This is a genomic window from Streptomyces sp. CNQ329 (assembly GCF_000482585.1).
In genome coordinates this window covers 1-24609 of record NZ_AXVU01000007.1, presented here as the reverse complement: position 1 = coordinate 24609, position 24609 = coordinate 1, and the positions used below count along the sequence as shown (strand labels likewise).

Below are 24609 nucleotides of genomic sequence, written 5' to 3'. Positions count from 1 at the left end.
CCGCACGTCAGAAAACACGCTGGTGGCGTCCGTGAGCTGCGGCCGGCGGGCCGGGATCGTCGTGGCCGGCGGCGTCCTCGCCGGCCGGATGCCGCGCATGGGCTTCATGCCCCGCACCGCAGCAGCCTGAGCCCGCGAGACGGCGGCTGACCGGCCCGGTCAGCCGCCGGCCACCGGGCGGAGGGCCAGCCTGGCGCGCTTCGGCGGCAGGTACACCTCCGGCAGGTCCACTTCGGGCAGCGTCACCTCCGGGCCCACGGTGAAGCCCTCGCGGCTCAGCCGGTCGATCGCGGGCCCGTTGCCGGTGTCCGGGTCCGCCACCAGGCGGCGTGCGCCTCCCGCCGCGGCGAATCCGATGATCACCTGCATCAGCGCTCCGGTGAAGCCGGGTCGCGCACCGCCGGCGGCCGGAGCGACCAGCAGGTGGATGCCGAGGTCGCCTGACTCGGCGGGGTAGCACTCCGAGACCCGGTCGGCGGCCGGCTCGTACGTCTGCAGCAGCATGACCGGCACACCGTCGCGCAGCAGCAGATGGGCGTGGTGGGTGGAGAGGGCGTCCATGTGCGCGTAGACGTCGCGGACTTGCACGCGCGTCAGCCCGGCCATGCCCCAGAAGCGGGCACGCTCCGCGGTGACCCAGTCGTGCAGCAGGCCGGCGTCCGCGTCCGGGACGACGGGCACGACGCGCACCGTGCCGAAGCCGTCGGGCTTGTGCTCGTAGCTCGGGGCCCGGTCGCGGGGTGCGGGGTCAGCGGTCGCCATGGGACTCCTCCAGGGCCTGCCAGTCGGTGAGTACGGGGACCAGTTCGCCGCGCACCCACGGCGCGAGCTGGTCGCGGTGGTGCGGGTCGCCGGGGACGCCGCAGGCGCCGAACGGAACCACCCAGCGGCTCTCCTCGCGGCGGTCGACGTCCCACACGTAGCGGGCGGCGGGGCCGCGGGCGCACAGGTCGGTGATGCCGGGGACGGCGGACGTGGCCAGCACGCAGTCCTGGTCCCCGGCCAGGCCGGGCCACGGCCCGCCGCCGGCGCCGCCGGGCTCGCCGGGCAGCGCCTGCCAGGGCGCCAGCCGGTGCGCCTCGCCCCAGGTCGCCGGGTCACCCGGCGCCGGGGCGGCGAGTTGCGCGGCGGCCTCCTCGGCGGCGGCCCGTACCAGCGCGGCCCGGTCGATCTCCGGCAGCCGGTCCGTGGTGAGCAGGGCGCCCAGGGCGTAGGCGATACGGGTGTGCAGGTCCAGCCAGGGCATCAGCAGTGCGGGGTACGGAGGCGGGTCGGCCAGCGGCGCCAGCGCGGGGTGCGTAGCCAGGGCGCGGACGACGGCGGAGCGCAGCCGTGCGTACGCCAGCGCGTCGGCGCTGCCGGCGTCCATCCGCAGATCCCACCGCACCAGCCGGTCGCGCAACGCGGCGGCGGCGGGGCCGAGTCCGCCGAGTCCGCCGAGCAGACCGACCAGCGGGCGGGCCGCCGCGGCAAAGGTGTCGGTGTGGACGGCGGCCATGTCCCCGGCGTGCCGGGGCCTGCCGCCGGTCAGGAGTTCTCGGATGCGCTCGGCACGGTGCGGCGCGGCGAACTCGGCGCCGAACGGGGCCGCGGGACCACGTTCGTTGGCCATCACCGCGATCCCGCCGGTCACCGGCACGGACGGCATCGGCGCGTGCCGCCCGCGCCACGCGTATGCCTGCTCCCACGCCGGTACGACGCCGCGCTGGTTGGCCTCGTGGCGTATCGGCACGGTCCCGGCGACGCGGTGCAGCAGCCCGCCCCGGGTGTCGGCCGCGAGCACCACGTTGACCGGCTCCGCCCAGCGGTCCAGCGCCGCGTCCACGTCGGCGACGCTGCGCGCGGCGAGCAGCGCGGGCAGCGCCGGAAACCCGAGGTCGCCGTACACCCGGGGCGGATACCTGAGGCTCAGCGCCTCCCACTCGCCGCCGGCCGCTCCGTCCGGCTCCTCGGCGATCACCGGGCCGCGGGCGGTCTCGACCACCTCCACCTCCACCGGCTCCGCCCCCGCGACCTCGACGGTCTCGGTGTGCGCCGCCGCCGGCCGCCAGCCGTCGGGGCCCAGCGCCTCGACGCGTCCCGCGCGGCGGCGCAGCCGCTCGCGGTAGAGGTCCTGATAGTCGGCCATGGCGTTGGTGATGGCCCAGGCGACACCGCCGGTGTGGCCGAAGTGCGGCAGCCCGGGCACGCCCGGGACGGCGAAGCCGACCACGTCGTACTCCGGGCAGGCCAGATGGACCTGCTGGTAGACGCCGGGATTTTCGATGAACCGGTGCGGGTCCCCGGCGATCAGCGCGCCGCCGCCGGCGGTGCGCTCGCCGGACAGCAGCCAGCCGTTGCTGCCCGCCGTGCCCGGCCCGTCGGTGGCGAACAGCTCCACCGCCTCGGCGCCCAGCCTCTCGGCGACCATCCGGCGCCAGAGCTTGGCCGGGAAGCCGGCGAAGAGGATGTGGGTGGACAGCCAGAGGGCCAGCGGCGTCCACGGCGACCAGCGGCCGGGCGCCAGGCCGGTGGCCGCGAACTCCGGGGCCCGCGCGGCGCCTTCGGTGAGCCCGGCGTTGACCCCGTCGACGTACGACGAGACCCAGCCGGCCGTCTCGCGGTCCAGCTCGGCCAGGCGCCGGAAGCAGCGGCGCGCGGTGTCGTCCAGCCGGACGCGGCGAGCGAAGACGTCCCAGTCGAGGGCGGCCCCGCCCAGGAACGAGGCGGAGGTGCCGGCGGCGCGGTGCCGCTCGACCTCCAGTTGCCAGGCGCGGTCGAAGGCGGCGTTGTGTCCCTGGGCGTAGGCGAGTTCCCGGGGGTCGGCGGCGCGGATGTGGGGGATCCCCCAGGAGTCGCGGTACACCTCGATGCTCAACGCCGTCGCCACCCTCGCTCGAAAGAAACTTAGGGCAGCCTAACCAAAAGAGTCGGGTGGGGCGCGGTCGGGGGTCCGCGCCCCACCCGGTCGGGGGCCTTGCCTCAGTGCCGGATGAGGGCCGTCGGGGGGCCGTACCTCATCCGGACGAGGGGCCGCCCGGGCTTTCCTCCGCGGAATCGAGCTCGCGCGTTCCGCCGCCGGCCGGCAGTTCCGCGTGCTCGTGGTCGTGTGCGACCGCGCGGTACTCCTCGATGGTGGGCTTCGGAATCTGCGTGCCCGGCCCGAACATGCCGCGCGCCAGCCTGGCGCGAACCCGGTTCGCGACGCTCGGCGGCGGCCTGCGTACACCGTTGGCGTCGACGGCCGGGGGCAGTTCGTAGGGCTGGGGCTGGTCGTGCGAGGTGAGCTTGTGCAGCTCCGCCTGCGACAGCGGCTCGTGCACCTCGATGTACTCGCCGTGTGGCAGCCGCTTGATCATGCCGGTCTCGCGGCCGTGCAGCACCTTTTCGCGGTCGCGCAGTTGCAGCGCGAGACAGATGCGCTTGGTGATGATGAACGTGAGCACCGGCACCACGAAGACCCCGATCCGCAGGCCCCAGGTGACGTGGTTGACCGAGACGTTGAAGTGCGTGGCGAAGATGTCGTTGCCGCCGCCGATGAGGAACAGGGCGTACAGCGACAGCCAGGAGGTGCCGAGCGCCGTCCGCACGGGCACGTTGCGCGGCCGCTGCAGCAGATGGTGCTCGCGCTTGTCGCCCGTGATCCACGCCTCGACGAACGGGTACGCGCCGATGGCGACCATCATGAGTGGGAAGAGGGCGATGGGGATGAACACCCCGAGTGCGAGGGTGTGGCCCCAGGCGTTGATCTCCCAGCCTGGCATGACGCGCACCATGCCTTCGGCGAAGCCCAGATACCAGTCCGGTTGCGCGCCCGTCGACACTTGGTCCGGTCGGTAGGGGCCGACGTTCCAGATCGGGTTGATGCTCGCTATCGCCGCGATGATGGTGATGACGCCGAAGACCAGGAAGAAGAACCCGCCGGCCTTGGCCACGTACACCGGCATGAACGGTGCGCCGACGACGTTCTTCTCCGTCTTGCCGGGGCCACCCCACTGCGTGTGCTTGTGGTAGAAGACCAGGATCAGGTGTGTCACCACCAGCGCGACCATCAGCCCTGGCAGCAGCAGGATATGCAGAGCGTAGAAGCGTGGAATGATCTCGTGCCCGGGGAACTCGCCGCCGAAGATGAAGAACGACAGGTACGTGCCGATCAGCGGGGTGGAGAGCGTGGCGCCCTCCACGAAGCGCATGCCCGTACCGGAGAGCAGGTCGTCGGGGAGCGAGTAGCCGAGGAGGCCCTCGAAGAGGGCGGTGAACAGCATCAGCCAGCCGAACAGCCAGTTGATCTCGCGCGGCTTGCGGAACGAGCCGGTGAAGAAGTGCCGCATCATGTGCACGAACATGCCGATGATGAAGATGAGCGCGGACCAGTGGTGGATCTGGCGCACCAGCAGTCCGCCCCGCACGTCGAACGAGATGTCCAGCGTGGAGGCGTACGCCTCGGACATCCGCACGCCGTTCAGCGGCGCGTACGAGCCGTCGTAAACCACCTCGTTCATCGAGGGGTTGAACCACAGCGTCAGGTAGACGCCCGTGAGCAGGACGACGATGAAGCTGTAGAGGCAGATCTCACCCAGCAGGAACGACCAGTGGTCCGGAAAGACCTTCCTGGCGTACCGGCGGCCGGCGTTGTGAAGTCCGAGCCGGCTGTCGGTCCAGTCGGCGAAACGTTCGCCTGACGACGCCCGAGTTGGACGGGCACCCATCGCGCTCTGCGATGAGTCCGTCTGGGTTACGGACATGCGGTTGCTCCTGCCTCCCTGAGTGCACTCACCTCTAATGACGGTGACAGGAGGCCGAATGTGACACGTACGCGGGGGGGTGTGAGTCACATCACACGATGCTTCAACTGCCCGGGATCTCCTGCTCGGTCCAGACGACCTTGCCGCGCGGCCCGTAGCGCACACCCCAGCGGTCGGCCAACTGCGCGACCAGGAACAGCCCTCGCCCGCCTTCGTCGTTGCTCGTGGCGTGCCGCAGATGGGGCGCCCCGTGGCTGGAGTCGGAGACCTCGCAGGTCAGCACCGACTGGCGGATGAGCTTGAGACCGATGGGCCCGGGGGCGTGCCGGACCGCGTTGGCGAGCAGTTCACTGATGATCAGCTCGGTGGGCAGGGTCAGTTCGCGCAGCCCCCAGTCGGTGAGCCGGCGGCGCACCAGATCGCGGGCGTCGGAGAGGGCGGCGCGATCCACCGGCAGCTCCACGGAGACCACCTGATCCGGTGGCAGCGCCCGGAGCCGGGCCGCCAGCAGCACCGCGTCGTCGCTCGGCCGCACCGGCAGCAGGTCGCGTACGGCGGCGTCGCACAGGTCCTGCACCGGGCGTGCCGGATCGGCGAGGGCGCGGCGCAGCCGGTCTCGCGACTCCTCGGGCCGGGCGGGCAGCAGCCCGTTGGTGTAGAGCGCGAGCAGACTGCCCTCGGGAAGGTCGAGTTCGACGCTTTCGAACCTGCCGGAGCCACTGCCCAGCGCCGGCCCGGTCGCCCCCTCGACGACCTCCGTGCCGCCGTCCGGCCGGACGACGACGGGGGGGCGGATGACCGGCCAGCGCCATGGTCACCCGCATGGCGATGGGGTCGTGGATGGCGTACACGCAGGTCGCCGCGGGCGCCGTCCGCGTGCGCCGCGGGTCGGCGAACGGGTCGGGCGGCTCCTCCATGAGACGGGACACCAGCCCGTCCAGATGGTTCACGAGCTCGTCCGGCGGCAGGTCGAGGCCGGCCATGGTGTCGATCGCCGAACGCAGCCGGCCCATGGTCGCCGCGGCGTGCAGCCCCGTGCTGGTGACGTCGCCCACCACCAGCGCCACGCGGGCGCCGGACAGCGCGATGACGTCGAACCAGTCGCCTCCCGCGCCGCCGGTGCCGGTGATGGTGCCCGGCACGTACGCCAGGCCCGCCTCGATCGCGCTGTTCTCCGGCAGGCGCGCGGGCAGCAGGCTGCGCTGCAGGGCCGAGGCGGTGGTGGTCGTGCGGGTGTGGCGGCGGGCGTTGTCGACGCTCACCGCCGCCAGCTCGGCGATCTCGGTGGCCAGCCCCAGATCGGCGTCGTCGAAGGGGGTGGGGCGCTCGGAGCGGTAGAGGGTGATGAGGCCGAGAAGCGCACCCCGGGCGCTCAGCGGTACGAGGATGAGCGAGTGTGCGTCGTCCGCGGCGTCGGGCAGGCTCGTGGAAGCGCCCTGTGCGTCGGCGGGTCCGCCCGCGGGGTCCGGCTCGGGTACGGGCGCCTGCCGGTCGCCGCCGAGGACGACCGCGGGCCCGGGATGCGCCGGGTCCTGGATGAGCCGCGGGCGCAGGTCCGTCAGCGCACTGGACTGCGGCGAGGCGTACGGGTAGCGCACCTGCGCACCGACGCCGCCCTGCTCCCGGTACGCCAGCGGCGCCGCCGCCGCCCGCCGCAGCGCCAGCTCCTCCACCCCCTGGGAGGGCGCCGACTCCTCGCCCCGCCACACCGAGTCGGCGATGTCGATCACCGCCGCGTCAGCCAGTGCCGGCACGACGACCGCGGCCAGCTCTCGCGCCACCTGGCCGACGTCGAGCAGGGCGCCGATGCGGGCCTCCGCGGCGTACAGCAGCTCCAGCCGGGAGCGTGCGCGGCGGCGCTCGGTGATGTCGCGGACATGGGCGAGCACCGCCACGAGGGCGCCGCCCTCGTCGTCCGCCATCGGGAACGCGGACACCGACAGCACCCGGTCGCCGTCGCCGGCCATCCGCACGCCGCGCACCGGGTCTCCGGAGGCGAGCACGTGCCGCAGCAGTTGCTCCAGCTCGTCCCCGTCGGCGACCGCCCCCACGTCCCGCGCGGCCGGGGCGCTTCGCCCCGTACGCCCCTCCTCTCCTCCCGCCGGCTCCCCGGGCACTCCCGGCAGCAGGCGCGCGGCGGCGTTGGCGCGCAGCAGCCGCAGCTCGGCGTCGAAGACCAGCATCGCGGCCCGTGCCCGGGTGAAGAGCACGCCGAGCAGCAGCGCGTCGAGCCTGCCGTCGTGGGGCGCGCTCTCGTGGGCACGGGCCATGCCCCCAATCTCGTCTCCGCGGCAGGATCCCGCATCCGCAGGGAGCCGCCTTTGCTCCCCGCTCAGCCGTTCGGGTGCCGTCCGCCGGGCGTGTCCGGCCGGCCGTGCTCCTGCTCGTCCTCCTCGCCCTGCTGTCGGTGGGCGTGGGGTGGGGGGAGGAGGGGGACGAGGGGGAGGAGGACTGCGAGCCCGACGGTGTGCCGCCCGCGGCCGACACCGTCGCCCGCGACGAGGCGGCAGGCGACGGGCTGCCGGAGTCCCCCGAGCCGCTGCTCGGGCCCGGCTCCGGCGTCGCCGGGCCGTCGTCCCGGCGGTCGGCGGTGCGGTGGAGGGCCGGGAGCGCTGCGCGCGCTCCGGGGCTGTGGACCGCCCGGCGGGCGGGCCCGACACCGGCGGGTTGCCGGCCGTCTCCGCCCCCGGGAGTTACGGCACCACCACGATCTTCCGCCCCTTGCCCGAGGCGAACTGCTCCAGGGCGGCCGGGTACTGCTCCAGCGGCAGCCGGTCGCTGATGAGCAGCTCGGGGTCGAGTACGTCCGCGGCGAACAGCTCCGCCGCGCGCTCGTAGCTGTGCAGCACGGCCATCGAGCCGGTGATGGTGATCTCCTCGTTGTAGATGCGGTACGGCTCGATGGTGGCCGTCGTCGCGTAGTCCGCCACGCCGAACTGCAGGAACGTTCCGGCCTTGGCGACCCGCCCGAGGCCGTCCTGGATCGCCGCCGCGTTGCCGGTGGCGTCGATGACGACGTCCCAGCCTTCCGGCTGCCCGAACTCCTCCGGCGAGGCCGCCGCGCGGCTGCACCCCACCTTCTGCGCGGTGGCCAGCCGCTCGGGGTTGAGGTCGACCACGTCCACCGCGGCGGCGCCGGTGCGCTTGGCCAGCTCGAGCATCATCAGCCCCATCGTGCCCGTGCCGTAGATGAGCACATGGGCGGCGAGCTTGCTGCCCAGCACGTCGTAGCCGCGCACCGCGCACGACAGCGGCTCGATGAGCGCCGCGTCCTGGGTGCGTACGTGGTCGGGCAGCCGGACGCAGTTGGCGACCGGCGCGACCGCGTACTCCGCCGCGCCGCCCGCGACCGTGACGCCGATGGCGCCCCACCGGTCGCAGAGGTTGCCGTGGCCCGTACGGCATTTGCGGCACTCGTGGCAGTAGAGCGACGGGTCGACGGCGACCCGGTCGCCGACGGCCACCTCCGTGACGTCACGGCCGACGCCGACGACCTCGCCCGCGAACTCGTGCCCCGGCACCACCGGCAGCGTGGGTGCGAACTCGCCCTGCAGGATGTGCAGATCGGTTCCGCACAGCCCGCACGCCGCGACGTCCACCACGACCTCGCGGGGACCGGGGGAGGGGTCGGGGACGTCGGTCACGGTGACCGTGCCGGGGGCTTCGATGACGGCGGCCCTCATTTGACGGCTCCTAGGGACAGGCCCTGGACCAGCTTGTCCTGGGCGGCGAACCCGGCGGCGAGCACCGGGAGTGAGATCACGACGGAGGCGGCGCAGACCTGGGCGAGGAAGAGCCCCTGACTGGTGATGAAGCGGGTGAGGAAGACGGGGGCGGTCTCCGCCGTCACCCCCGTGAGCACCCGCGCGAACAGCATCTCGTTCCAGCTGAAGATGAAGCAGATCAGCGAGGTGGCGGCGATGCCCGGCCCGGCGACCGGGGCGATCACCCGGGTCAGCACGGTGGTGAGCCGGGCGCCGTCGATCTGCGCGGCCTCGACGATCGAGACGGGGATGTCCGCGAGGAACGACTGCAGCATCCACACCGCGATCGGCAGGTTCATCGACGTGTAGAGCAGAACGAGCAGCCAGATGTTGTCGAGCATGCCGGTGTTCTTGGCGAACAGGTAGATCGGCAGCAGCCCGGCGACGACCGGCAGCATCTTGGTGGACAGGAAGAAGAACAGCACGTCGGTCCAGCGCTTCACGCGCCGGATGGACAGCGCGTACGCGGCCGGCAGCGCCAGCGCGAGCACCAGCAGGGTCGAGAACACGCTCGCCATCAGCGAGTTGAGCAGCGCGGGCCACGGGCTCGGGCCGCCGCCGGAGCCGAAGAACGTGCGGTAGCCGTCGAGGGTGAGCGACGCGGCGACCGCGGGCGGGTTGGCGGCGGCGTCCGTCTCCGCGTGCAGCGACGTGAGCACCATCCACGCCACGGGCAGGAAGAACGCGACGCCGACGAGCCACGCCAGCAGCCCGAGTCCGGCGCTGCGGCGCCGGGCCCGGCGCAGGGCGGGCGGCAGCGCGGCGCGGCCGGTGCGGGCCGGCTTCGGGGCCGTGGCCGCTGCGGTCGTGGTCATGCGCGGGACACCTCCTCCCGGAACAGGGACGACACGACGCGCAGCGCGAAGGTCGCGATGACGAGGGAGCCGATGACCACGAGCACGCCGGCGGCCGAGGCCAGTCCGTACTCGTGCGCCTGGTAGAAGGTCTGGTAGATCGTGTACGGCAGGTTGGCGGTGCCCAGCCCGCCGGAGGTGATGGTGAACACCGCGTCGAAGTTCTGGACGATGTACACCGAGCCCAGCAGCACGCCCAGTTCCAGATAGCGGCGCAGATGGGGCAGCGTGAGGTAGCGGAAGATCTGGAAGTTCGAGGCGCCGTCCAGCCTGGCGGCCTCCACCATCTCCGTCGGCCGGCTCTGCAGCCCGGCCAGCAGGATCAGCATCATGAACGGGGTCCACTGCCAGATCAGGGCCGCTTCGACGGCTATCAGCGGCATGTCCGACACCCAGTCGGGCTGCGGCGGCGATTCGTCGCCGAAAAGCTCCGCGACCCAGGTGAGGGCGCCGTTGAACAGGCCGTACTCGGGGTTGTAGAGCGCGTGTTTCCACAACAGCGCGGCGGCGACCGGTACCAGCAGGAACGGTGCGATGAGCAGCGTGCGCACCAGACCCCGCCCGGGGAACGCCCGGTCCAGCAGCAGCGCGATGAGCAGCCCGAGCACGACGCTGACCAGGACGACCGCGGCGGTGAGCACCGCCGTGGTCACCACCGACTCGCGCAGGCTCTCGTCGTTCGCCACCTGGCTGTAGTTGTCGAGACCGGCGAAGCTCCGGTCGTCCGGACGCAGCGAGTTCCAGTCGAAGAGGGAGATCACCAGCGTTGCCACGAAAGGCAGTTGGGTGACGGCGATCAGGAACACCAGGGCCGGCAGCAGCGGTGCGCGGGTCGCCCAGGCCCGGGCCCCGCGGCCCGGCCGGCGGGGTGCCGGCCGGCCCGCGCGGGGGGCCGGGCGCTCGGGGCGTACGGCGGTCGGGGTGCTCATCGGTCCCGGTACTCCCCGCCGACCTCCTCGGCCAGTTCCTGGGAGCTCTCCAGCGCGTCCTCGACGGACTGCTTGCCCGCGATGGCCGAGCTGATCTCCTGGGAGACCTTGGTGCCCAGGTCGGAGAACTCGGGGATGCCCACGAACTGGATGCCGGGCGCGGGCCGCGGCTGGGTGCCCGGGTCGCGTGGGTCGGCGCCCTCGATCGCCTCACGGGTGATGTCGGCGAAGGAGCCGGCGGCCTTCAGGTAGTCCGGGTTGGAGTACGTCGACGCGCGCTTGCCCGCGGGCGCGTTGGCCCAGCCCAGTTCCCTGCCGACCAGCTCCTCGTACTCCTTGCTCGACGCCCAGGAAATGAACTTCCAGGCGTTCTCGGGACGTTCGGACGCCTTCTGCACGCCCCAGGCCCAGGTGTAGAGCCAGCCGGAGGACTCGGTCTTGTCCACCGGCGCCGGCGCGTAACCGATCTTGCCGCGGACGGGCGAGTCCGCCGCCTCCAGCGAACCGGTGGCCGCGGTGGCGTCGTACCACATGGCGGTCTTGCCCTGGGTGAGGTTGTTCAGGCACTCGGCGTACCCCGACTGGGCCGCACCGGCCTCGCCGTGCTCGCGCACGAGGTCGACGTAGAACTTCACCGCCTTGGTGAACTCCGGCGACGAGAGCTGCGCCTCCCAGTTCTCGTCGAACCAGGTGCCGCCCATGGTGTTGACCACGGTCGTCAGCGGCGCGATGACCTCACCCCAGCCGGGCAGGCCGCGCAGGCAGATGCCCTTCATACCGGGCTCGGCACCGTCCACCTCGGCGGCGAGGTCGGCGACCTGCTGCCAGGTGGGCTTGTCGGGCATCTTCAGGCCGTTCTCGGCGAAGACGTCCTTCCTGTACATGAGGAAGGACGACTCACCGTAGAACGGCTCGGCGTACAGCTTGCCGTCCTCGGCCGTCAGCGACTCGCGCATCGGCGCGAGGACGTCTTCCTGGTCGAACTTCGCGTCGTCGGCGGCGTACTCGTCGAGCGGCAGCAGCCAGTCGTTGCCGGCGTAGAACGGGACCTCGAAGTTGCTGATCGTGGCCACGTCGTACTGGCCCGCCTGGTTGGCGAAGTCCTGGCTGATCTTGTCGCGGACCTCGTTCTCCGGCAGCACGGTGAAGTTCACCTCGATGCCGGTCTTCTTCGTGAAGTGCTTGGCCGTCAGTTTCTGCAGTTCCACCATCTGCGGGTTGTTGACCATGACGACATTGACGGAGCCGTCGCCCCCGGAGCTGCCGCCGCCCCCCGCGCCACTGCACGCGGCGAGCAGGGCCGCGGCGGTGACCACGGGCACGAGGGTGCGGATGGTGCGCTTGCTGCGGGTCGAAGTGAGCATCGCATGCTCCCAAGGAGGGTCGGGGAGGGGAATCGGGGCGCACGAAGCCGGGCCACCCGGTCTGCTGCCGGTCCGGGAAGGCGTGGCGTACGCGGGACGGGGGATGTGGTGTGCGGCCTTACGGAACGGGTGCCGGGCCGGTCAGGTACGGATGACCTGCGGGCCCAGCAGCGAGTAACGGTGGGCTTCCGCGGCGGGCAGCCCGGAGTCGGTGATGATCACGTCGAAGTCGGAGACCTCCGCGAAGCGGCAGAAGCTCACCGCGCCGAACTTGGTGTGGATCCCGGCGAAGACCTTCCGCCGGGCCACCCGCATCGCCTGCGCCTTGACCTCGCTGACCGCCGGATCCGGGGTGGTCAGTCCGTACGCACGGGAGATGCCGTTGGCACCGACGTACGCCAGGTCGATGACGAAGCCGGCGAGCATCCTGGTCGTCCAGTGGTCCACGGTGGCCAGCGTGCCGCCGCGCACCCGGCCGCCGAGCAGGAGCACCGTGACCCGGTCGTCTCCGGCCAGCGCGCTCGCGGTGGCGAGCGAGGCGGTGACGATGGTCAGCGGACGGGGCCGCGGCAGCGCCTCGGCGATGAGCTGGGGGTTGAAGCCCTCGTCGATGAAGACCGTCTCGGCGTCGCCGAGAAGCTCCGCCGCCGCGGTGGCGATACGCGACTTCTCCGGTACGTGCATGGTCGTGCGGTACGCGAGCGTGGTCTCGAACCCCGCGCTCTCCACCGGATACGCGCCGCCGTGCGTGCGCCGGACGAGCCCGTGGTCCTCCAGGAGCGTCAGGTCGCGCCGTACGGTCTCCCGGGACACGCCCAGGTCGGCGGCCAGCTTGGCGACGTCGACCTTGCCGGCCCGCCGGGCGGTCTCCAGGATGACCCGTCTGCGTTCTTCTCCGTCCACGATGACCACCTGCCTTCGCGGTTTGGCTGTGGGGTGTGCCGGAGTGGCGAAGCCCTGCCCGTTCGGGCTTCCGAAGGCATTTCTACCGGCGGCCGAACCCTCCGGCCAGGCTTCATGCACCACATGTGGTGACCGTTTGTGCCCGCTTGCGCCGCCGTATAGCCGCTGGGGAACGGCAGTCGGCCGCCTTCGCCGCACGCCGGGTGTGCCCGCCCCGGCCAGGCGGCGTGCCCGTTCGGTGCCCGCTTGGGCGGCGGGCGTGGGTTCGGTCTTCGTTCGTTTCGGGACATGAACGCGGTGAGAACAGCCGAATCCATTGACTGTGCCCGCGCGAAGGAGTTCACTTTCGCACCGAAACAGGTCTGGACCAAGCTCCCGATACCCGGCTGACCAGTCGGGACGCCCGGTATCCGCGGGCGTTCCCCGGTCGGCAACCCCCCACCAGAGGATCGAGGCGCACCTTCATGACATCACGGAGCAAACGGCGTCGCCGTACGCCCGCCGTCCTGCTGCTCGCAGCCGTCTGCGCCGGGCTGAGCTGGACGCCCGGCTCTGCGGGCGCCGCGCCGGACGGCCCCCGGGCTGTGACCTTCGAAGACAACTTCGACGGGCCCGCGGGTTCCGCCGTGGACGGCGGCAAGTGGCTGATCGAGACCGGCGACAACGTCAACAACCACGAGCGGCAGTACTACACCGCGGGCAACGCCAACGCCGCGCTGGACGGCCAGGGCAATCTGGTGATCACCGCGAGGAAGGAGAACCCCGGCGACTACCAGTGCTGGTACGGCCGGTGCGAGTACACCTCCGCCCGCCTGAACACCTCGGGGCGGTTCACCACCACCTACGGCCATGTCGAGGCGCGGATGAAGCTGCCGCGCGGGCAGGGCATGTGGCCCGCGTTCTGGATGCTCGGCAACGACATCGGGCAGGTGGGCTGGCCCGCCAGCGGCGAGATCGACGTGATGGAGAACGTCGGCTTCGAGCCGAGCACCGTCCACGGCACCCTGCACGGGCCGGACTACTCCGGCTCCGGCGGCATCGGGGCCGGTTACACGCTCCCGGGCGGTGAGGCGTTCGCGGACGGCTTCCACACCTTCGCCGTGGACTGGTCGCCGAACGAGATCACCTGGTCCGTCGACGGCAACGTCTACCAGACGCGCACACCGGCGGACCTCGGCGGCCGGCAGTGGGTCTTCGACAAGCCGTTCTTCCTCATCCTCAACCTGGCGGTCGGCGGCTACTGGCCCGGCGACCCCGACGGCAGCACGACCTTCCCGCAGCAACTCGTCGTCGACTACGTCCGCGTCACGACGCCCGACGCCGCGGAGTAAGCCGCCCGGCACGCCTACGTGTCGTAGGTCTGGATCCGGCGGCCGTGGCCGCGCTCGGTCAGCGCCGCGAGGCGCGGGGCGAGTTCGGCCGCGACCGCCGCCACGTCGACGGTCAGCAACCGCCGGTCGCGCATGAGTACCCGGCCGTCGACGATGGTCGTGCGCACGTCGCCCGCGCGGGCGCTGTGCACCAGGGTGGCGGCGAGGTCGTGCACGGGCTGCGTGTGCGGCCCCGTCAGATCGACCAGGATCACGTCGGCCCGGCGGCCGGGCGCCAGCGAGCCCACCCGGTCGCCGAGGCCGACGACCTGCGCGCTCTGGGCGGTCGCGTGGTGCAGCACCTGGCGTGCGGTGGCCCAGGTGGCGTCCCGCTCGGCCGACTTCTGCACCAGCGCGGTGAGCGCCATGGTCTCCCAGACGTCGAGCGTGTTGTTCGACGCCGCCCCGTCGGTCGCCAGACCCACCGGCACGCCGGCCGCCCGCAGCGCGCGGACCGGCGTGGTGTCCCAGCCGAACTTCAGATAGCCCCGCGGCGCGGTCGCCACCCCGGCGGCCCGCGCCCCGCCCAGCAGCGCGATGTCGGCGTCCGTCAGCCCGGTGCCGTGCGCGATCAGCACGTCGGTGTCGAGCAGCCCGCAGCCCTGGAGCACCTCGATGGGCGTACGGCCGTGCCGGACGATGCTGGTCTCGGTCTGCTCCCGGTTCTCCGCGGCGTGCAGGTGGACCAGCAGTCCGTGCTCCCGTGCGAGCCCGGCGGTGGCCTCAAGATCGGCGTCCGTCACGGTGTACGGCGCGTGGGGCGCCAGGCACGTGGTGATCCGCCCGCCGGCGTCGCCGGCGCGGCGCAGGGCGAACTCCAGCGACCGCTCGCGGCCTTCGGGGCCCTGGGAGGAGAAGTACGCCAGCCCCAGCACCGCGCGCAGTCCGGTGGCCGTGACCGCGTCGGCCACCCGGTCCATGGCGAAGTAGTGGTCGGCGAACGTCGTCACGCCCCCGCGGATCATCTCCGCGCAGGCCAGCAGCGCCCCCAGTTCGACGTCCCGGTCGGAGAGGTTGCTCTCCACCGGCCAGATCCACTCGTTGAACCACTCCTCGACCGGCACGTCCTCGGCGAAGCCGCGCAGGAACACCATCGGCGCGTGGGTGTGGCAGTTGATCAGGCCCGGCATCGCGACCTGGCCGCGGGCGTCGATGCGCTCGGCGGCCGGCACCCGCGCCGCCTCCGCGGCGGATGTCACCGCCGCGACGGCGCCGTCACGGATCACGATCCCGGCGTTCTCGGCGAAGGCCACCTCGCCCGCGGGGCCGTGCACCAGCGCGGTGCAGCCCTCGATCACCAGGCCGGCGGGCTCCGCGCCCGGCCGTCCGCCCGCGGTGTGCTCAGGCTGCGTCATTCTCGGCTCTCCTCGCTCGACCCGGGGATCTCGTCGAGAACGCTACCGACCGCCACCGACGACGCGCGGCGGGTCCGGTCCGTACGGCCGTGGGGCCGGGGACCGCCGCTGCCGCGGCCCTTGACGCGGCCCGCTCGGGAGTGGATTCATGGGAGCGCTCCCATTCCGTCAACCGACCTGCGAGGAGCCGCACATGAGCGCAACGAGAACCACACCCCTCATCGCTCATCGACGCCGCCGGCGCGGCGGGACCCGGACCGTACGCGTCCTGCTCGCCGCCCTCCTCGGCCTGGCCGCCGCCGTCGCCGGCTCCGGTCCGAGCGCCGGGGCCGAGCGCGCCGCCGTCGGGCTGCACACCGAGGACGGCCGGCTGCTGGAGGGCAACGGCAACGACTTCGTGCTACGCGGCGTGAACCACCCGCACGCCTGGTACACCGGCGAGCTGGACTCGCTGCGCGAGATCAAGCAACTGGGTGCGAACAGCGTGCGCGTGGTCCTGTCCAGCGGCGATCGCTGGCCGCGCAATGACGTCGCCGACGTCGACAACGTTGTCAGCCAATGCAAGGCGAACCGGCTCATCTGCGTGCTGGAGGTCCACGACACCACCGGCTACGGCGAGGAGGGCGCCGCGGTCTCCCTCGACCGGGCCGCCGACTACTGGATCAGCGTCCGCGACGCCCTCATCGGTCAGGAGGACTACGTCATCGTCAACCTCGGCAACGAGCCGCACGGCAACCAGGGCTACGAGCGCTGGACGGCCGACACCCAGGGCGCCATCGGCAAGCTGCGCGGCGCCGGGTTCCAGCACACCCTGATGGTGGACGCCCCCAACTGGGGCCAGGACTGGACGAACACGATGCGCAGCAACGCCGGGGCCGTCGCCGACTCCGACCCGCAGGGCGACACCCTCTTCTCGATCCACATGTACGGCGTCTACGACACCGCCGCCGAGATCCAGGACTACCTGACCTCCTTCACCGGGGCCGGACTGCCCATCGCCGTCGGTGAGTTCGGGCACAACCACTCCGACGGCAACCCCGACGAGGACGCCATCATGAGCCTCACCCAGGAACTGGGCCTGGGCTACCTGGGCTGGTCCTACAGCGGCAACGGCGGCGGGGTCGAGTACCTCGACATGACGAGGAACTTCGACCCGGCCGCGCTGACGGACTGGGGGGAGCGCTTCTTCAACGGTGAGAACGGCGTCGCGGCCACCGCGAAGGAGGCCACCGTGTACGGCGGCTGACAAGCCGGCACCGGACCGCCCGGCGGTGGGGGAGACCCCCCGTACCGCCGGGCGGACGGCACCGGCTTCCGGCCGGGGGCGCTGCGTCCGTGCCTCCGTCCCGCACGGCGGCGCGCCGCGCGGAGCCTAGCCCTGGCCGCCGGAGCCGTTCGCCTTGCCGAAGCTCGTGTACACCGCGGCCAGGTCCTCGCCACCGTGCCCCGCTTCCGACGCCTGCGCGTACAGCGACCTGAGAGCCCCCAGCAGCGTCGTGTCGACTCCCGCACCGCGGGCCGCGCCGTCGATCAGGTCGACGTCCTTCAGTGCGGCGTCGAGCGCGAACTGCGGCTCGTACGAGCCCGTGAGCATCCCCTCGCCCTTCGCCTGCGCGTACCCGCTGTCCGCGGGTGCCCCCTCGATGGCCCTGAGGAACAGCTTCGGGTCCAGCCCGAGTGCTCCGGCCAGGGCGAGTGACTGTGCCGTCGCCGCCGTGATCGAGGCGATCCAGGCGTTGCACGCCAGCTTCAGCGCCGTGCCCGCACCGACCTGCGGCCCGGTCCACACGGTTTTCACCGAGATGGCCGCGGTCAGCGGCTCGATCCGGGCGAAGACCTCGGGGTCGCCCGCCGTCAGCAGCGTCAGACGACCGGTCTCCGCGGGCTGTCTGGTGCCCAGCAGCATGGCCTCCACCAGTGTGCGCCCGGCCTGGGTGGCCAGCTCGGCGGCCCGGCGCGTGCCCTCGGAGCCGATGGTGGCCGTCTGTACCCACACGGTGTCCTCCGCCGACGCCGCCAGCGATTCCGCCAGGACGCTGAGCACGGAGTCCGCGTCGTACAGCGCGATCAGCACCGCGTCGGCGTCGCGCACGGCCTCCGCCGCGCTCGGGACGACCCGGGCGCCGTCGGCGGCGAGCTGCTGCGCGCGCTGCCGCGTGCGGTTCCACACGGTCACCTCGACGTCGTCGCGGAGCAGGGAGCGCGCCATGCCGGCGCCCATCACGCCCGTTCCCAGTACTGCTGCTTTCACCTTGCGGTCTCCTCTGTTGTCGCTCGGCAGCGCGGCGCCGTACCCGACGAGCCGCGGATCACAGCTCCTCGTGCACGTCCGGGTCGCCGCCCACGCGCCGTGGCGGACGGCCGGCGACCGCGGCCATCTCGGCGGCCGACAGCTCGAAGCCGAAGACGTCGAGGTTCTCGCGCTGCCGCCGGGGATCCGCGGACTTCGGGATGGGCACGGCGTCGAGCTGCGTGTGCCAGCGCAGCACCACCTGGGCGGGCGTCACGCCGTGCGCTTCGGCCACGCGGGCGATCGCCGGGTCGGCCAGCACGTCGGTGCCGCGGCCCAGCGGGCTCCAGCTCTCGGTGACGATGCCCTTTCCCGCGTGGTACGAGCGCAGTTCCTCCTGCGGGAAGTGTGGGTGCAGCTCGATCTGGTTGACCGCCGGCAGCACGCCGGTCTCCCGCTCCAGCCGGTCCAGTTGGGCGACGGTGAAGTTGGAGACGCCGATCGAGCGTACGAGGTCCTCCTCCCGCAGCTTGATCATCGCGCGCCAGGAGTCGGTGTACAGGTCCACGCGTGGCAGCGGCCAGTGGATCAGGTACAGGTCGACGTAGCCCACGCCCAGCCGCTTGCGGGACTCCTCGAAGGAGGCGAGCGTCTGTTCGTAGCCGTGATGGCGGCCGGGGAGCTTGGTGGTGACGACGACGTCCTGGCGAGGCACGCCGCTGCGGGCGATGCCGCGGCCGGTGCCGGTCTCGTTGCCGTAGTTGAGCGCGGTGTCGACCAGTCGGTAGCCGGTCTCCAGGGCGGTGGCGACCGCCCGTTCGGCCTGGGCGTCGTCCATCGGGTACGTGCCGAGGCCGAGTGCGGGGAGCTTCGTGCCGTCGTTGAGCGTGCGGACCGGAGCGCTGGTCACACCTGCTCCTTCCCTTTATCGTACGGTGCGTTCAGTATAGGCCGGAGGCCGGAGGCGGGCATGGGCGAAACGGGTGGGCCGCGCGCTCCACGGGGCCGGCCGCGCAGCGAGCGGGCCAGGGCCGCGGTCCTCGCCGCGGCGACGGAGCTGCTGATCTCCGGCGGGGTGCAGGCGGTCACCATGGAGGGGATCGCGGCCCGGGCGGGGGTCAGCAAGTCGACGGTCTACAAGTGGTGGCCCACGCGCGGGCACGTGATGCTCGACAGTCTGTCGCACGTCTCCGGGAGTGCCCACACCGGGCAGTCCGGCGGCGCGAGCCTCGCCGACGCCCTCACCGCCGAGGTGGGCGCGCTCGTCCGGGTCTTCCGCGATACCGCCGCCGGTCCTCTGGCGGCCGACCTCGTCGCCGCCGCGCAGGCCGACCCCGGCATCCGTACCGCGCTCGACGAGCGGTGGGTGCACCCGCGCCGCGCCACCTGCGCCCGCCTGCTCCACGAGGCCGTCGCCGGCGGCCTGCTGCGGCCGGACACCGACGTCCCCGCCGCCGTCGACCAGCTCTTCGCGCCCGTCTACCACCGCCTGCTCCTCGGCCACGCCCCGCTCGCCGGCGACCTCGCGGCCACTCTCGTGCGCCAGCTCCTCGACGGCCTGGGCGACGGCCGCGGGCGCCCGGGCGAAGATCGGTGATCATCCGGGCGACGGCCCCGTACCCACCCCAATGCGGCGCAGAACTCCCTTACGTCTCAAGGGGTATGGGGCGGTGTCCACGGACTGGACGCGATCCCGCGGCGGGCCGTAGCGTGCTCTTCCGCGCGGGCGGACAGCGAAGGCGTGTGGTCGGCCTCCCGATGAACCGGCACCTGGGGGGTGCTTACCGAATGGATCCGTATGGTGTGCGCCCGGCCGGACGGCCACGGGCGGACTGACCCGGTATGACAGAAGCTGACGCACCGTTCACCGAGGCGGTAGGCGCCGCGCAGGCCGGCGACGAGACCGCGTTCGTGTACCTGTACCGGACGGTGCACCCCTGCCTCGTCCGCTACGTGGGCACACTCGTCGGCGACGGAGCGGGAGACGGCGAGGCCGAGAAGATCACCGCGGGCGCCTGGCAGGACATCGCCCGCGACCTGCCTGCGTTCGGCGGCGACGCCCTGCGCTTTCGCGCCTGGTGCGCCCGCATCGCCCGCACCCGCGCCCTGGCGCACCTGCGCGGCCGCCCGGACTGCCCCGCCCGGGGCCCGCGGCCTTTCGGCGGCCCCCCGCCCACCGGGCGCCACCACCCGGGGGGCCGGGAGCGACCGGACGGCGGGCGTACCCTTGCCCTGATCGCCTGGCTGCCGCGCGCGGAAGCCGACGCCGTCGCGCTGCGGGCGATCGTGGGGCTGGACGCCGAGCGAGCCGCCTACGTGCTCGGCACGAGCCCCGCCGCGGCCCGCTCCGCCACGCTGCGCGGCCTGCGCCTGCTGGCCGACCAGCTCGGCGACGCCGCGGCCGGCGCCCGCACGACCGGCGAACCGGCGGGTGACCCCACCCGCACGGCCACGTGGATGCTCAGGGGTATGTGATGGGCGACGACGACCGGAACACCTGGCTCGATGAGTGCGCCGCCGAGCGGCTGTTCGCCGGTGAGCAGGTGGACGCCGGTGCCACGCTGCCGCCCGCCGACCGGGAGACCGCCGAACGGATTGCCGCGCTGCTGGCCTCCGCGGCCCGGGTCGGCCGCCCCGCGCTCGACGCCGAGCTGCCGGGGGAGCAGGCGGCGCTGGCCGCCTTCCGCGCCGCACGTGCCGCGGACGCGGCAAAGTCCGCGGACCCCGCCCCTCGCGACGAGGCGGCCGGCGGCCGTTCGCGTCGCGGTCCGGCGGCGAACGGCCTTGCCGTGAACGGCCGCGGTGTGAACGGCCGGGCCTCCGACCGGGTCCGCCCCGGCCGCGAGGTGCGCGTGCGGACGTGGCGGGCGGCACCCGAACCGGTGGTGCGGCTGTCGTCCGCCGGCGCGGGTGCCTCCTCCCCGCCCCGTACGCCGCGGCGGCGGAGCCTGCGCACCGCCGCGGCCGTCACCGCGGCCGGCTGCGTGCTCGGCGGTGTCGCCCTCGCGGCCGGCGCGGTCCTGCGTACGCCCCCCGCCACCCCGGAGCCGTCCGCCGGCCCCGCCAACTCGCAGCCGGCCACCGCGGACCCGGAGCGCACCGGGGACAGCGCCGACGAGGGTGCCGCGTCCGCGGGCGGCAGCCGGGTGGACGACAGACCGGAAGGCAGGCGGGACGCGCCGGACACCGGTACCGCGCCCGGCGGGGGAGCCGACGACGCCGGGGCGCCGGAGGGCACGCACGACGAAGCGGGCCCCGGCGGCCCGGGGCCGGGCGCTGAGCAGGGCGCGGCGGTGGATCGGCTGTGCGAGAAGTTGCTCGCCGCACGCGACGGCGAGGGGAATGCAGGCGACCACAGGTCCTGGAACCGCCTCGTCCGCGAGGCCGGCGGGGAGAAGGCCGTCGTCCGCTACTGCGAGAAGCGTGTCGGCGGACATGGCCGGGGCGGCCCCGGCCACAAAGCAGACCACGACCACGAGCACGAGCGGGACCACGAGGAGAAGAGGGACGACGACTGAACCGGCGGGAACGAGGAGGACCGCCGCGCGGCACCCGGCCCGTGCGCCCTTCACTCGAACTGCGTCAGCACCATCGTCACCAGCCAGAGCACGATGGCGCACGCGATCGTGATCGCCGGCCAGCTCCGCGCCGTCTCGCCCAGCGGATGCCGCCGGCCGACCGACGTCCACACCACCCAGAACGCCTCCGCTTCCGCGGGCTCCACGCGCTCGCCGTCCAGCAGCCACAGCGCGGGCCCGTCGCCGCCCGGCGCCGCACAGCCGGCGGGCGCGCGGTCGCCGTGCACCTCCTCGACCTCCTTCACCAGACGGCCGCCGCAGTAGCTTTCGCGTCGGATCAAGGGGGTTCCTCTCGGTGGCGGATGCCGCGGAAGAAAGAAGATGCCCGGGCAGGAGGCCGATCATAAGGTGGGGCGGTGACAGACGAGGAGCGCGAACGGCTGCGCACGACCTTCACCGAGGTACCTGAGCTGTACGACCGGGCCCGTCCCCGCTACCCGCCGGCGATGTACGACGACCTCGCCCTCGCCGCCCCCGCGCGGCTCGGTCCCGGCTGCCGGGTGCTGGAGATCGGCTGCGGCACCGGGCAGGCGACCGGGCCGCCGGCCCGACGCGGCTGCCGGGTGACCGCGGTGGAACTCGGCGCGGACATGGCGCGGGTCGCGCGCCGTAACCTCGCCGGGTTTCCGGACGTGAACGTCGTCAACGCGGCGTTCGAGGAGTGGCCACTGCCGCCGGAGCCGTTCGATGTGGTGCTCGCCGCCACCGCTTTCGCCTGGGTCGACCCCGCGGTGCGGATGTGGAAGTCGGCGGACGCGCTGCGCCCCGGCGGGGTGCTCGCCACCATCCGTACGCACCACGTGGCCGGCGGCAGCGAGGAGTTCTTCGCCGAGGCGCAGGGCTGCTACGAACGCTTCGACCCCGCCACCCCGCCGGGGCTGCGCCTGCGGCCCGCCTCCGCCATCCCCGAGGACCGGGACGACCTCCGCGGCGAGGAGCGCTTCGGCGCGCCGGTCTTCCACCGCTACGAGTGGGAACTGCCGTACTCCACCGCCAAGTACCTCGACCTGCTGCGCACGTACTCCGGCCACCGGGCGCTGCCCGCCCCGGCCCGGGAGGCGCTGCTCGCCTGCCTGGCGGGCCTGATCGACGGGCGCCACGGCGGCCGTGTCGTCAAGCGCTACCTGACCGAGCTGCGGATCGCCCGCCGCCTCGGGTGACGTGCCGTCAGCCGTGCCGGTAGCGCAGCAGCAGCATCGCCGCGTCATCGTGCAGGGGCGCCCGGACGTGTTCGATCACGTCCTGGCGCAGGGCGGTCAGCGCCCCTTCCGGATCGGGGTCCTTCAGCAGTCCGGCGCGCTGCTCCAGCGGGTAGAAGGCCCCGGTGCGGTCGCGGGCCTCGGTGACGCCGTCGGTGTAGAACAGCAGTTGGTCCCCGGGCGCGAACCCCGCCGTGTGCGGTTCCGGCCGGGCGACCCCGTGCTCCCCGAGACCGAGCGGCAAAGCCCGCTGCGGCGGCGCGAGATAGCGCACGTCGCCGTCCTGCCGCACGGCGAGCGGGGCGGGATGCCCGAAGTTGAGCAGCGTCACCTCATGGCCGTCGCCCACCTCGGCGAGGATGGCGGTGACGAACTTCTCGCCGTCGAGCTGCCGGTCGAGCGCCCGCTCCAGCCGCTCCCCGACGGCCGTCAGGTCCGGTTCGTCGTACGCCGCCTCGCGGAAGGCGCTGAGCACGACCGCGGCGGTCTCCACCGCCTCCAGTCCCTTGCCCTGCACGTCCCCGACGATCAGCCGGACGCCCGCCGGCGAGGTCATCACCTCGTACAGATCGCCGCCGATCCGTGCCTCCGCCACCGCCGAGGTGTACGAGACCGCTGCCCGCAGCCGGCCCGCGCTGCGCGGCACCGGGCGCAGCAGCACGCGCTGCGCCACCTCGGCGATCGAGCGCACGCTGGCCAGCTCCTCCTCGCGGCGATGCCGCATCCGCACCGCGAGCAGCGCGGCGATCGTGACGCCGACGACCGACAGCAGGGCCACGTAACCGCGCCGCGACTCGAACATCACGTCCGAGATTCCGAGCAGGACGCACAGCACCAGCGCTATCCCGCCGACGAACACCGTGCGCTGCCAGCCTCCGACCAGGCCCGCGAAGGCAGGGCCGAGCGAGACCAGGGGGAGGAAGCCGACGCCGGGCCCGGCGGTGACGTCCACCACGGCGACGCAGCCCATGACGAAGTACGGCAGCGCGTTCAGCGTGCGGTGATGCGGCAACTTCCGGTCGTTCATGCGCTACTCGTTACTCCAGCCGCTGTTCGGCTCTGCACCTCGGACGGCGCGGAGATACGGCCCCCGTCGCGGCCGGCCCCACCCGGTGAGGCTAGGCAAGGAGCCGCCCATCCGGGACCGATGCGGCCGAATCGTTGCCTGTCCGGCACCTTGGTCGGCGTGCCGCCCCCGTTCGGCCGGGGATGGAACGCCCGCAAGCGGGCGGTGCCCGGCGGCGTCTCCCACGGGTGCGGCCGGATCCGAACGGGCCACACCCGACGCAGGTCGCGACGCGAACGAACTTTCATTGTCCCGCAGGTGCGGCGCCGTCGGCACGGTTCCGGTCGGGGTAGTGGCCCCCGCCCGGCGGCCCCGTGAGCCGCCCCGGGATGAACTGATCTCTCCGGTACAACGCCGGGTTGTGCGGATGGGTGCACATGTTGTTTGAATCGGTCCCTGGCCTGGGGATTTGATGAGGCTATTGACAACGTCCCGTTGTGTGAGGAGCCGCCGTGGCCAAGCCGCCTTTTACGCATCTGCATGTGCACACGCAGTATTCGCTGCTGGACGGTGCGGCGCGGTTGAAGGATATGTTCGCGGCGTGTCGTGAGATGGGGATGTCGCATATCGCGATGACGGATCACGGGAATCTGCACGGTGCGTATGACTTCTTTTCGCAGGCGACGGGGGCCGGGGTGACGCCGATCATCGGGATCGAGGCGTATGTGGCGCCGGAGTCGCGGCGGAACAAGCGGAAGGTGCAGTGGGGGCAGCCGCATCAGAAGCGTGATGACGTGTCCGGTTCGGGTGGGTATACGCATAAGACGATCTGGGCGGCGTCCCGTACGGGTCTGCACAATCTGTTCCGGTTGTCGTCGGATGCGTACAAGGAGGGGTGGCTGCAGAAGTGGCCGCGGATGGACAAGGAGGTGATCGCCGAGCATGCGGAGGGGCTGATCGCGTCCACGGGGTGTCCGTCGGGTGAGGTGCAGACGCGGTTGCGGCTGGGGCAGTTCGACGAGGCGCTGAAGGCGGCGGCGTCGTATCAGGAGATTTTCGGGAAGCAGCGGTATTTCCTGGAGCTGATGGATCACGGGATCGAGATCGAGCGGCGGGTGCGGGACGGGCTGCTGGAGATCGGGCGGAAGCTGGGGATTCCGCCGCTGGTGACGAATGACTCGCATTACACGTATGCGCATGAGGCGACGGCGCATGATGCGCTGCTGTGTATTCAGACGGGGAAGAATCTGTCGGATCCGGACCGGTTCAAGTTCGACGGGACGGGTTATTACCTGAAGTCGACCGAGGAGATGTATGCGGTCGATTCCTCGGA

General features: G+C 72.6%; 21 protein-coding genes and 2 pseudogenes. 7 read left to right on the top strand and 16 right to left on the bottom strand.

Annotated features, from left to right (window positions below):
- Positions 1–159: 159 nt before the first annotated feature.
- From I003_RS0106320 to I003_RS0106275, 11 genes and pseudogenes are all read right to left on the bottom strand, one after another.
- A complete protein-coding gene (locus I003_RS0106320) occupies positions 160–762 on the bottom strand; it encodes a GNAT family N-acetyltransferase (RefSeq protein ID WP_027770741.1) in 603 nt (200 codons plus the stop codon).
- On the bottom strand, positions 749–2857 hold the full coding sequence (locus I003_RS0106315; RefSeq protein WP_027770740.1) for a penicillin acylase family protein: 2109 nt from the start codon (positions 2855–2857) through the stop codon (positions 749–751). Before I003_RS0106315 ends, I003_RS0106320 begins: the two co-directional genes overlap by 14 nt.
- A gap of 139 nt (positions 2858–2996) precedes the next feature.
- Positions 2997–4724 carry a cytochrome bc1 complex cytochrome b subunit gene (gene qcrB, locus I003_RS0106310; protein ID WP_486584114.1) on the bottom strand — a complete coding sequence of 576 codons (1728 nt, stop codon included), beginning with the start codon at positions 4722–4724 and terminating at the stop codon, positions 2997–2999.
- 103 nt (positions 4725–4827) lie between these two features.
- On the bottom strand, positions 4828–5175 hold the full coding sequence (locus tag I003_RS36750) for an ATP-binding protein (RefSeq protein ID WP_486584113.1): 348 nt from the start codon (positions 5173–5175) through the stop codon (positions 4828–4830).
- Between the two features lie 102 nt (positions 5176–5277).
- Positions 5278–5520: pseudogene (locus I003_RS36745) on the bottom strand (SpoIIE family protein phosphatase); the annotation flags it as partial.
- Positions 5521–5575: 55 nt separating this feature from the next.
- Positions 5576–6907, bottom strand: a pseudogene (locus I003_RS36740) (PAS domain-containing protein); the annotation flags it as partial.
- Positions 6908–7417: 510 nt separating this feature from the next.
- Positions 7418–8407: a zinc-dependent alcohol dehydrogenase family protein gene (locus tag I003_RS0106295; RefSeq protein ID WP_027770736.1), complete on the bottom strand. Its 990-nt coding sequence runs from the start codon at positions 8405–8407 to the stop codon at positions 7418–7420.
- Positions 8404–9303: a carbohydrate ABC transporter permease gene (locus tag I003_RS0106290; RefSeq protein WP_027770735.1), complete on the bottom strand. Its 900-nt coding sequence runs from the start codon at positions 9301–9303 to the stop codon at positions 8404–8406. The genes I003_RS0106295 and I003_RS0106290 overlap by 4 nt, the downstream gene beginning before the upstream one ends.
- Entirely contained in the window at positions 9300–10271 is a 972-nt protein-coding gene (locus I003_RS0106285) for a carbohydrate ABC transporter permease (RefSeq protein WP_027770734.1), read from the bottom strand. Before I003_RS0106285 ends, I003_RS0106290 begins: the two co-directional genes overlap by 4 nt.
- Positions 10268–11635, bottom strand: coding sequence for an ABC transporter substrate-binding protein (locus I003_RS0106280; protein ID WP_027770733.1), 1368 nt, complete (start codon positions 11633–11635; stop codon positions 10268–10270). Before I003_RS0106280 ends, I003_RS0106285 begins: the two co-directional genes overlap by 4 nt.
- Positions 11636–11776: 141 nt before the next feature.
- Entirely contained in the window at positions 11777–12538 is a 762-nt protein-coding gene (locus I003_RS0106275) for a DeoR/GlpR family DNA-binding transcription regulator (RefSeq protein ID WP_199784241.1), read from the bottom strand.
- A gap of 464 nt (positions 12539–13002) precedes the next feature.
- On the opposite strand from I003_RS0106275, the gene I003_RS0106270 reads away from it, so the two are divergent.
- Positions 13003–13869 (top strand): glycoside hydrolase family 16 protein, encoded by an 867-nt coding sequence (locus I003_RS0106270; protein WP_486584112.1) that lies wholly within the window; start codon positions 13003–13005, stop codon positions 13867–13869.
- A 14-nt stretch (positions 13870–13883) separates the two neighbouring features.
- Here the strand turns inward: I003_RS0106270 and I003_RS0106265 are convergent, their stop codons facing one another.
- Entirely contained in the window at positions 13884–15263 is a 1380-nt protein-coding gene (locus tag I003_RS0106265) for an amidohydrolase (RefSeq protein WP_027770730.1), read from the bottom strand.
- Positions 15264–15456: 193 nt separating this feature from the next.
- On the opposite strand from I003_RS0106265, the gene I003_RS0106260 reads away from it, so the two are divergent.
- Positions 15457–16509, top strand: coding sequence for a glycoside hydrolase family 5 protein (locus I003_RS0106260; protein WP_027770729.1), 1053 nt, complete (start codon positions 15457–15459; stop codon positions 16507–16509).
- 126 nt (positions 16510–16635) lie between these two features.
- Here I003_RS0106260 and I003_RS0106255 read toward each other — a convergent pair whose 3' ends face one another.
- Positions 16636–17514, bottom strand: a complete 879-nt coding sequence (locus I003_RS0106255) for an NAD(P)-dependent oxidoreductase (protein WP_027770728.1) — start codon at positions 17512–17514, stop codon at positions 16636–16638.
- A gap of 58 nt (positions 17515–17572) precedes the next feature.
- Positions 17573–18403, bottom strand: a complete 831-nt coding sequence (locus I003_RS0106250; protein WP_027770727.1) for an aldo/keto reductase — start codon at positions 18401–18403, stop codon at positions 17573–17575.
- A gap of 60 nt (positions 18404–18463) precedes the next feature.
- On the opposite strand from I003_RS0106250, the gene I003_RS0106245 reads away from it, so the two are divergent.
- From I003_RS0106245 to I003_RS0106235, 3 genes are all read left to right on the top strand, one after another.
- Positions 18464–19090 carry a TetR/AcrR family transcriptional regulator gene (locus I003_RS0106245; RefSeq protein WP_027770726.1) on the top strand — a complete coding sequence of 209 codons (627 nt, stop codon included), beginning with the start codon at positions 18464–18466 and terminating at the stop codon, positions 19088–19090.
- A 245-nt stretch (positions 19091–19335) separates the two neighbouring features.
- Positions 19336–19968 carry a hypothetical protein gene (locus I003_RS0106240; protein ID WP_027770725.1) on the top strand — a complete coding sequence of 211 codons (633 nt, stop codon included), beginning with the start codon at positions 19336–19338 and terminating at the stop codon, positions 19966–19968.
- Positions 19968–21011 carry a hypothetical protein gene (locus I003_RS0106235; protein WP_027770724.1) on the top strand — a complete coding sequence of 348 codons (1044 nt, stop codon included), beginning with the start codon at positions 19968–19970 and terminating at the stop codon, positions 21009–21011. The genes I003_RS0106240 and I003_RS0106235 overlap by 1 nt, the downstream gene beginning before the upstream one ends.
- A 50-nt stretch (positions 21012–21061) precedes the next feature.
- On the opposite strand, the gene I003_RS0106230 is transcribed toward I003_RS0106235, so the two are convergent.
- Positions 21062–21352, bottom strand: a complete 291-nt coding sequence (locus I003_RS0106230) for a hypothetical protein (RefSeq protein WP_027770723.1) — start codon at positions 21350–21352, stop codon at positions 21062–21064.
- Positions 21353–21427: 75 nt separating this feature from the next.
- Here I003_RS0106230 and I003_RS0106225 point away from each other — a divergent pair, with 75 nt between their 5' ends.
- Complete coding sequence (locus I003_RS0106225) at positions 21428–22231, top strand: class I SAM-dependent methyltransferase (protein ID WP_027770722.1); 804 nt, start codon at positions 21428–21430, stop codon at positions 22229–22231.
- A gap of 7 nt (positions 22232–22238) precedes the next feature.
- Here I003_RS0106225 and I003_RS0106220 read toward each other — a convergent pair whose 3' ends face one another.
- Positions 22239–23297: a PP2C family protein-serine/threonine phosphatase gene (locus I003_RS0106220; RefSeq protein ID WP_027770721.1), complete on the bottom strand. Its 1059-nt coding sequence runs from the start codon at positions 23295–23297 to the stop codon at positions 22239–22241.
- 491 nt (positions 23298–23788) lie between these two features.
- On the opposite strand from I003_RS0106220, the gene I003_RS31595 reads away from it, so the two are divergent.
- Positions 23789–24609 (top strand): PHP domain-containing protein (locus I003_RS31595; protein ID WP_037720244.1); only part of this gene is annotated, 821 nt, incomplete at its 3' end.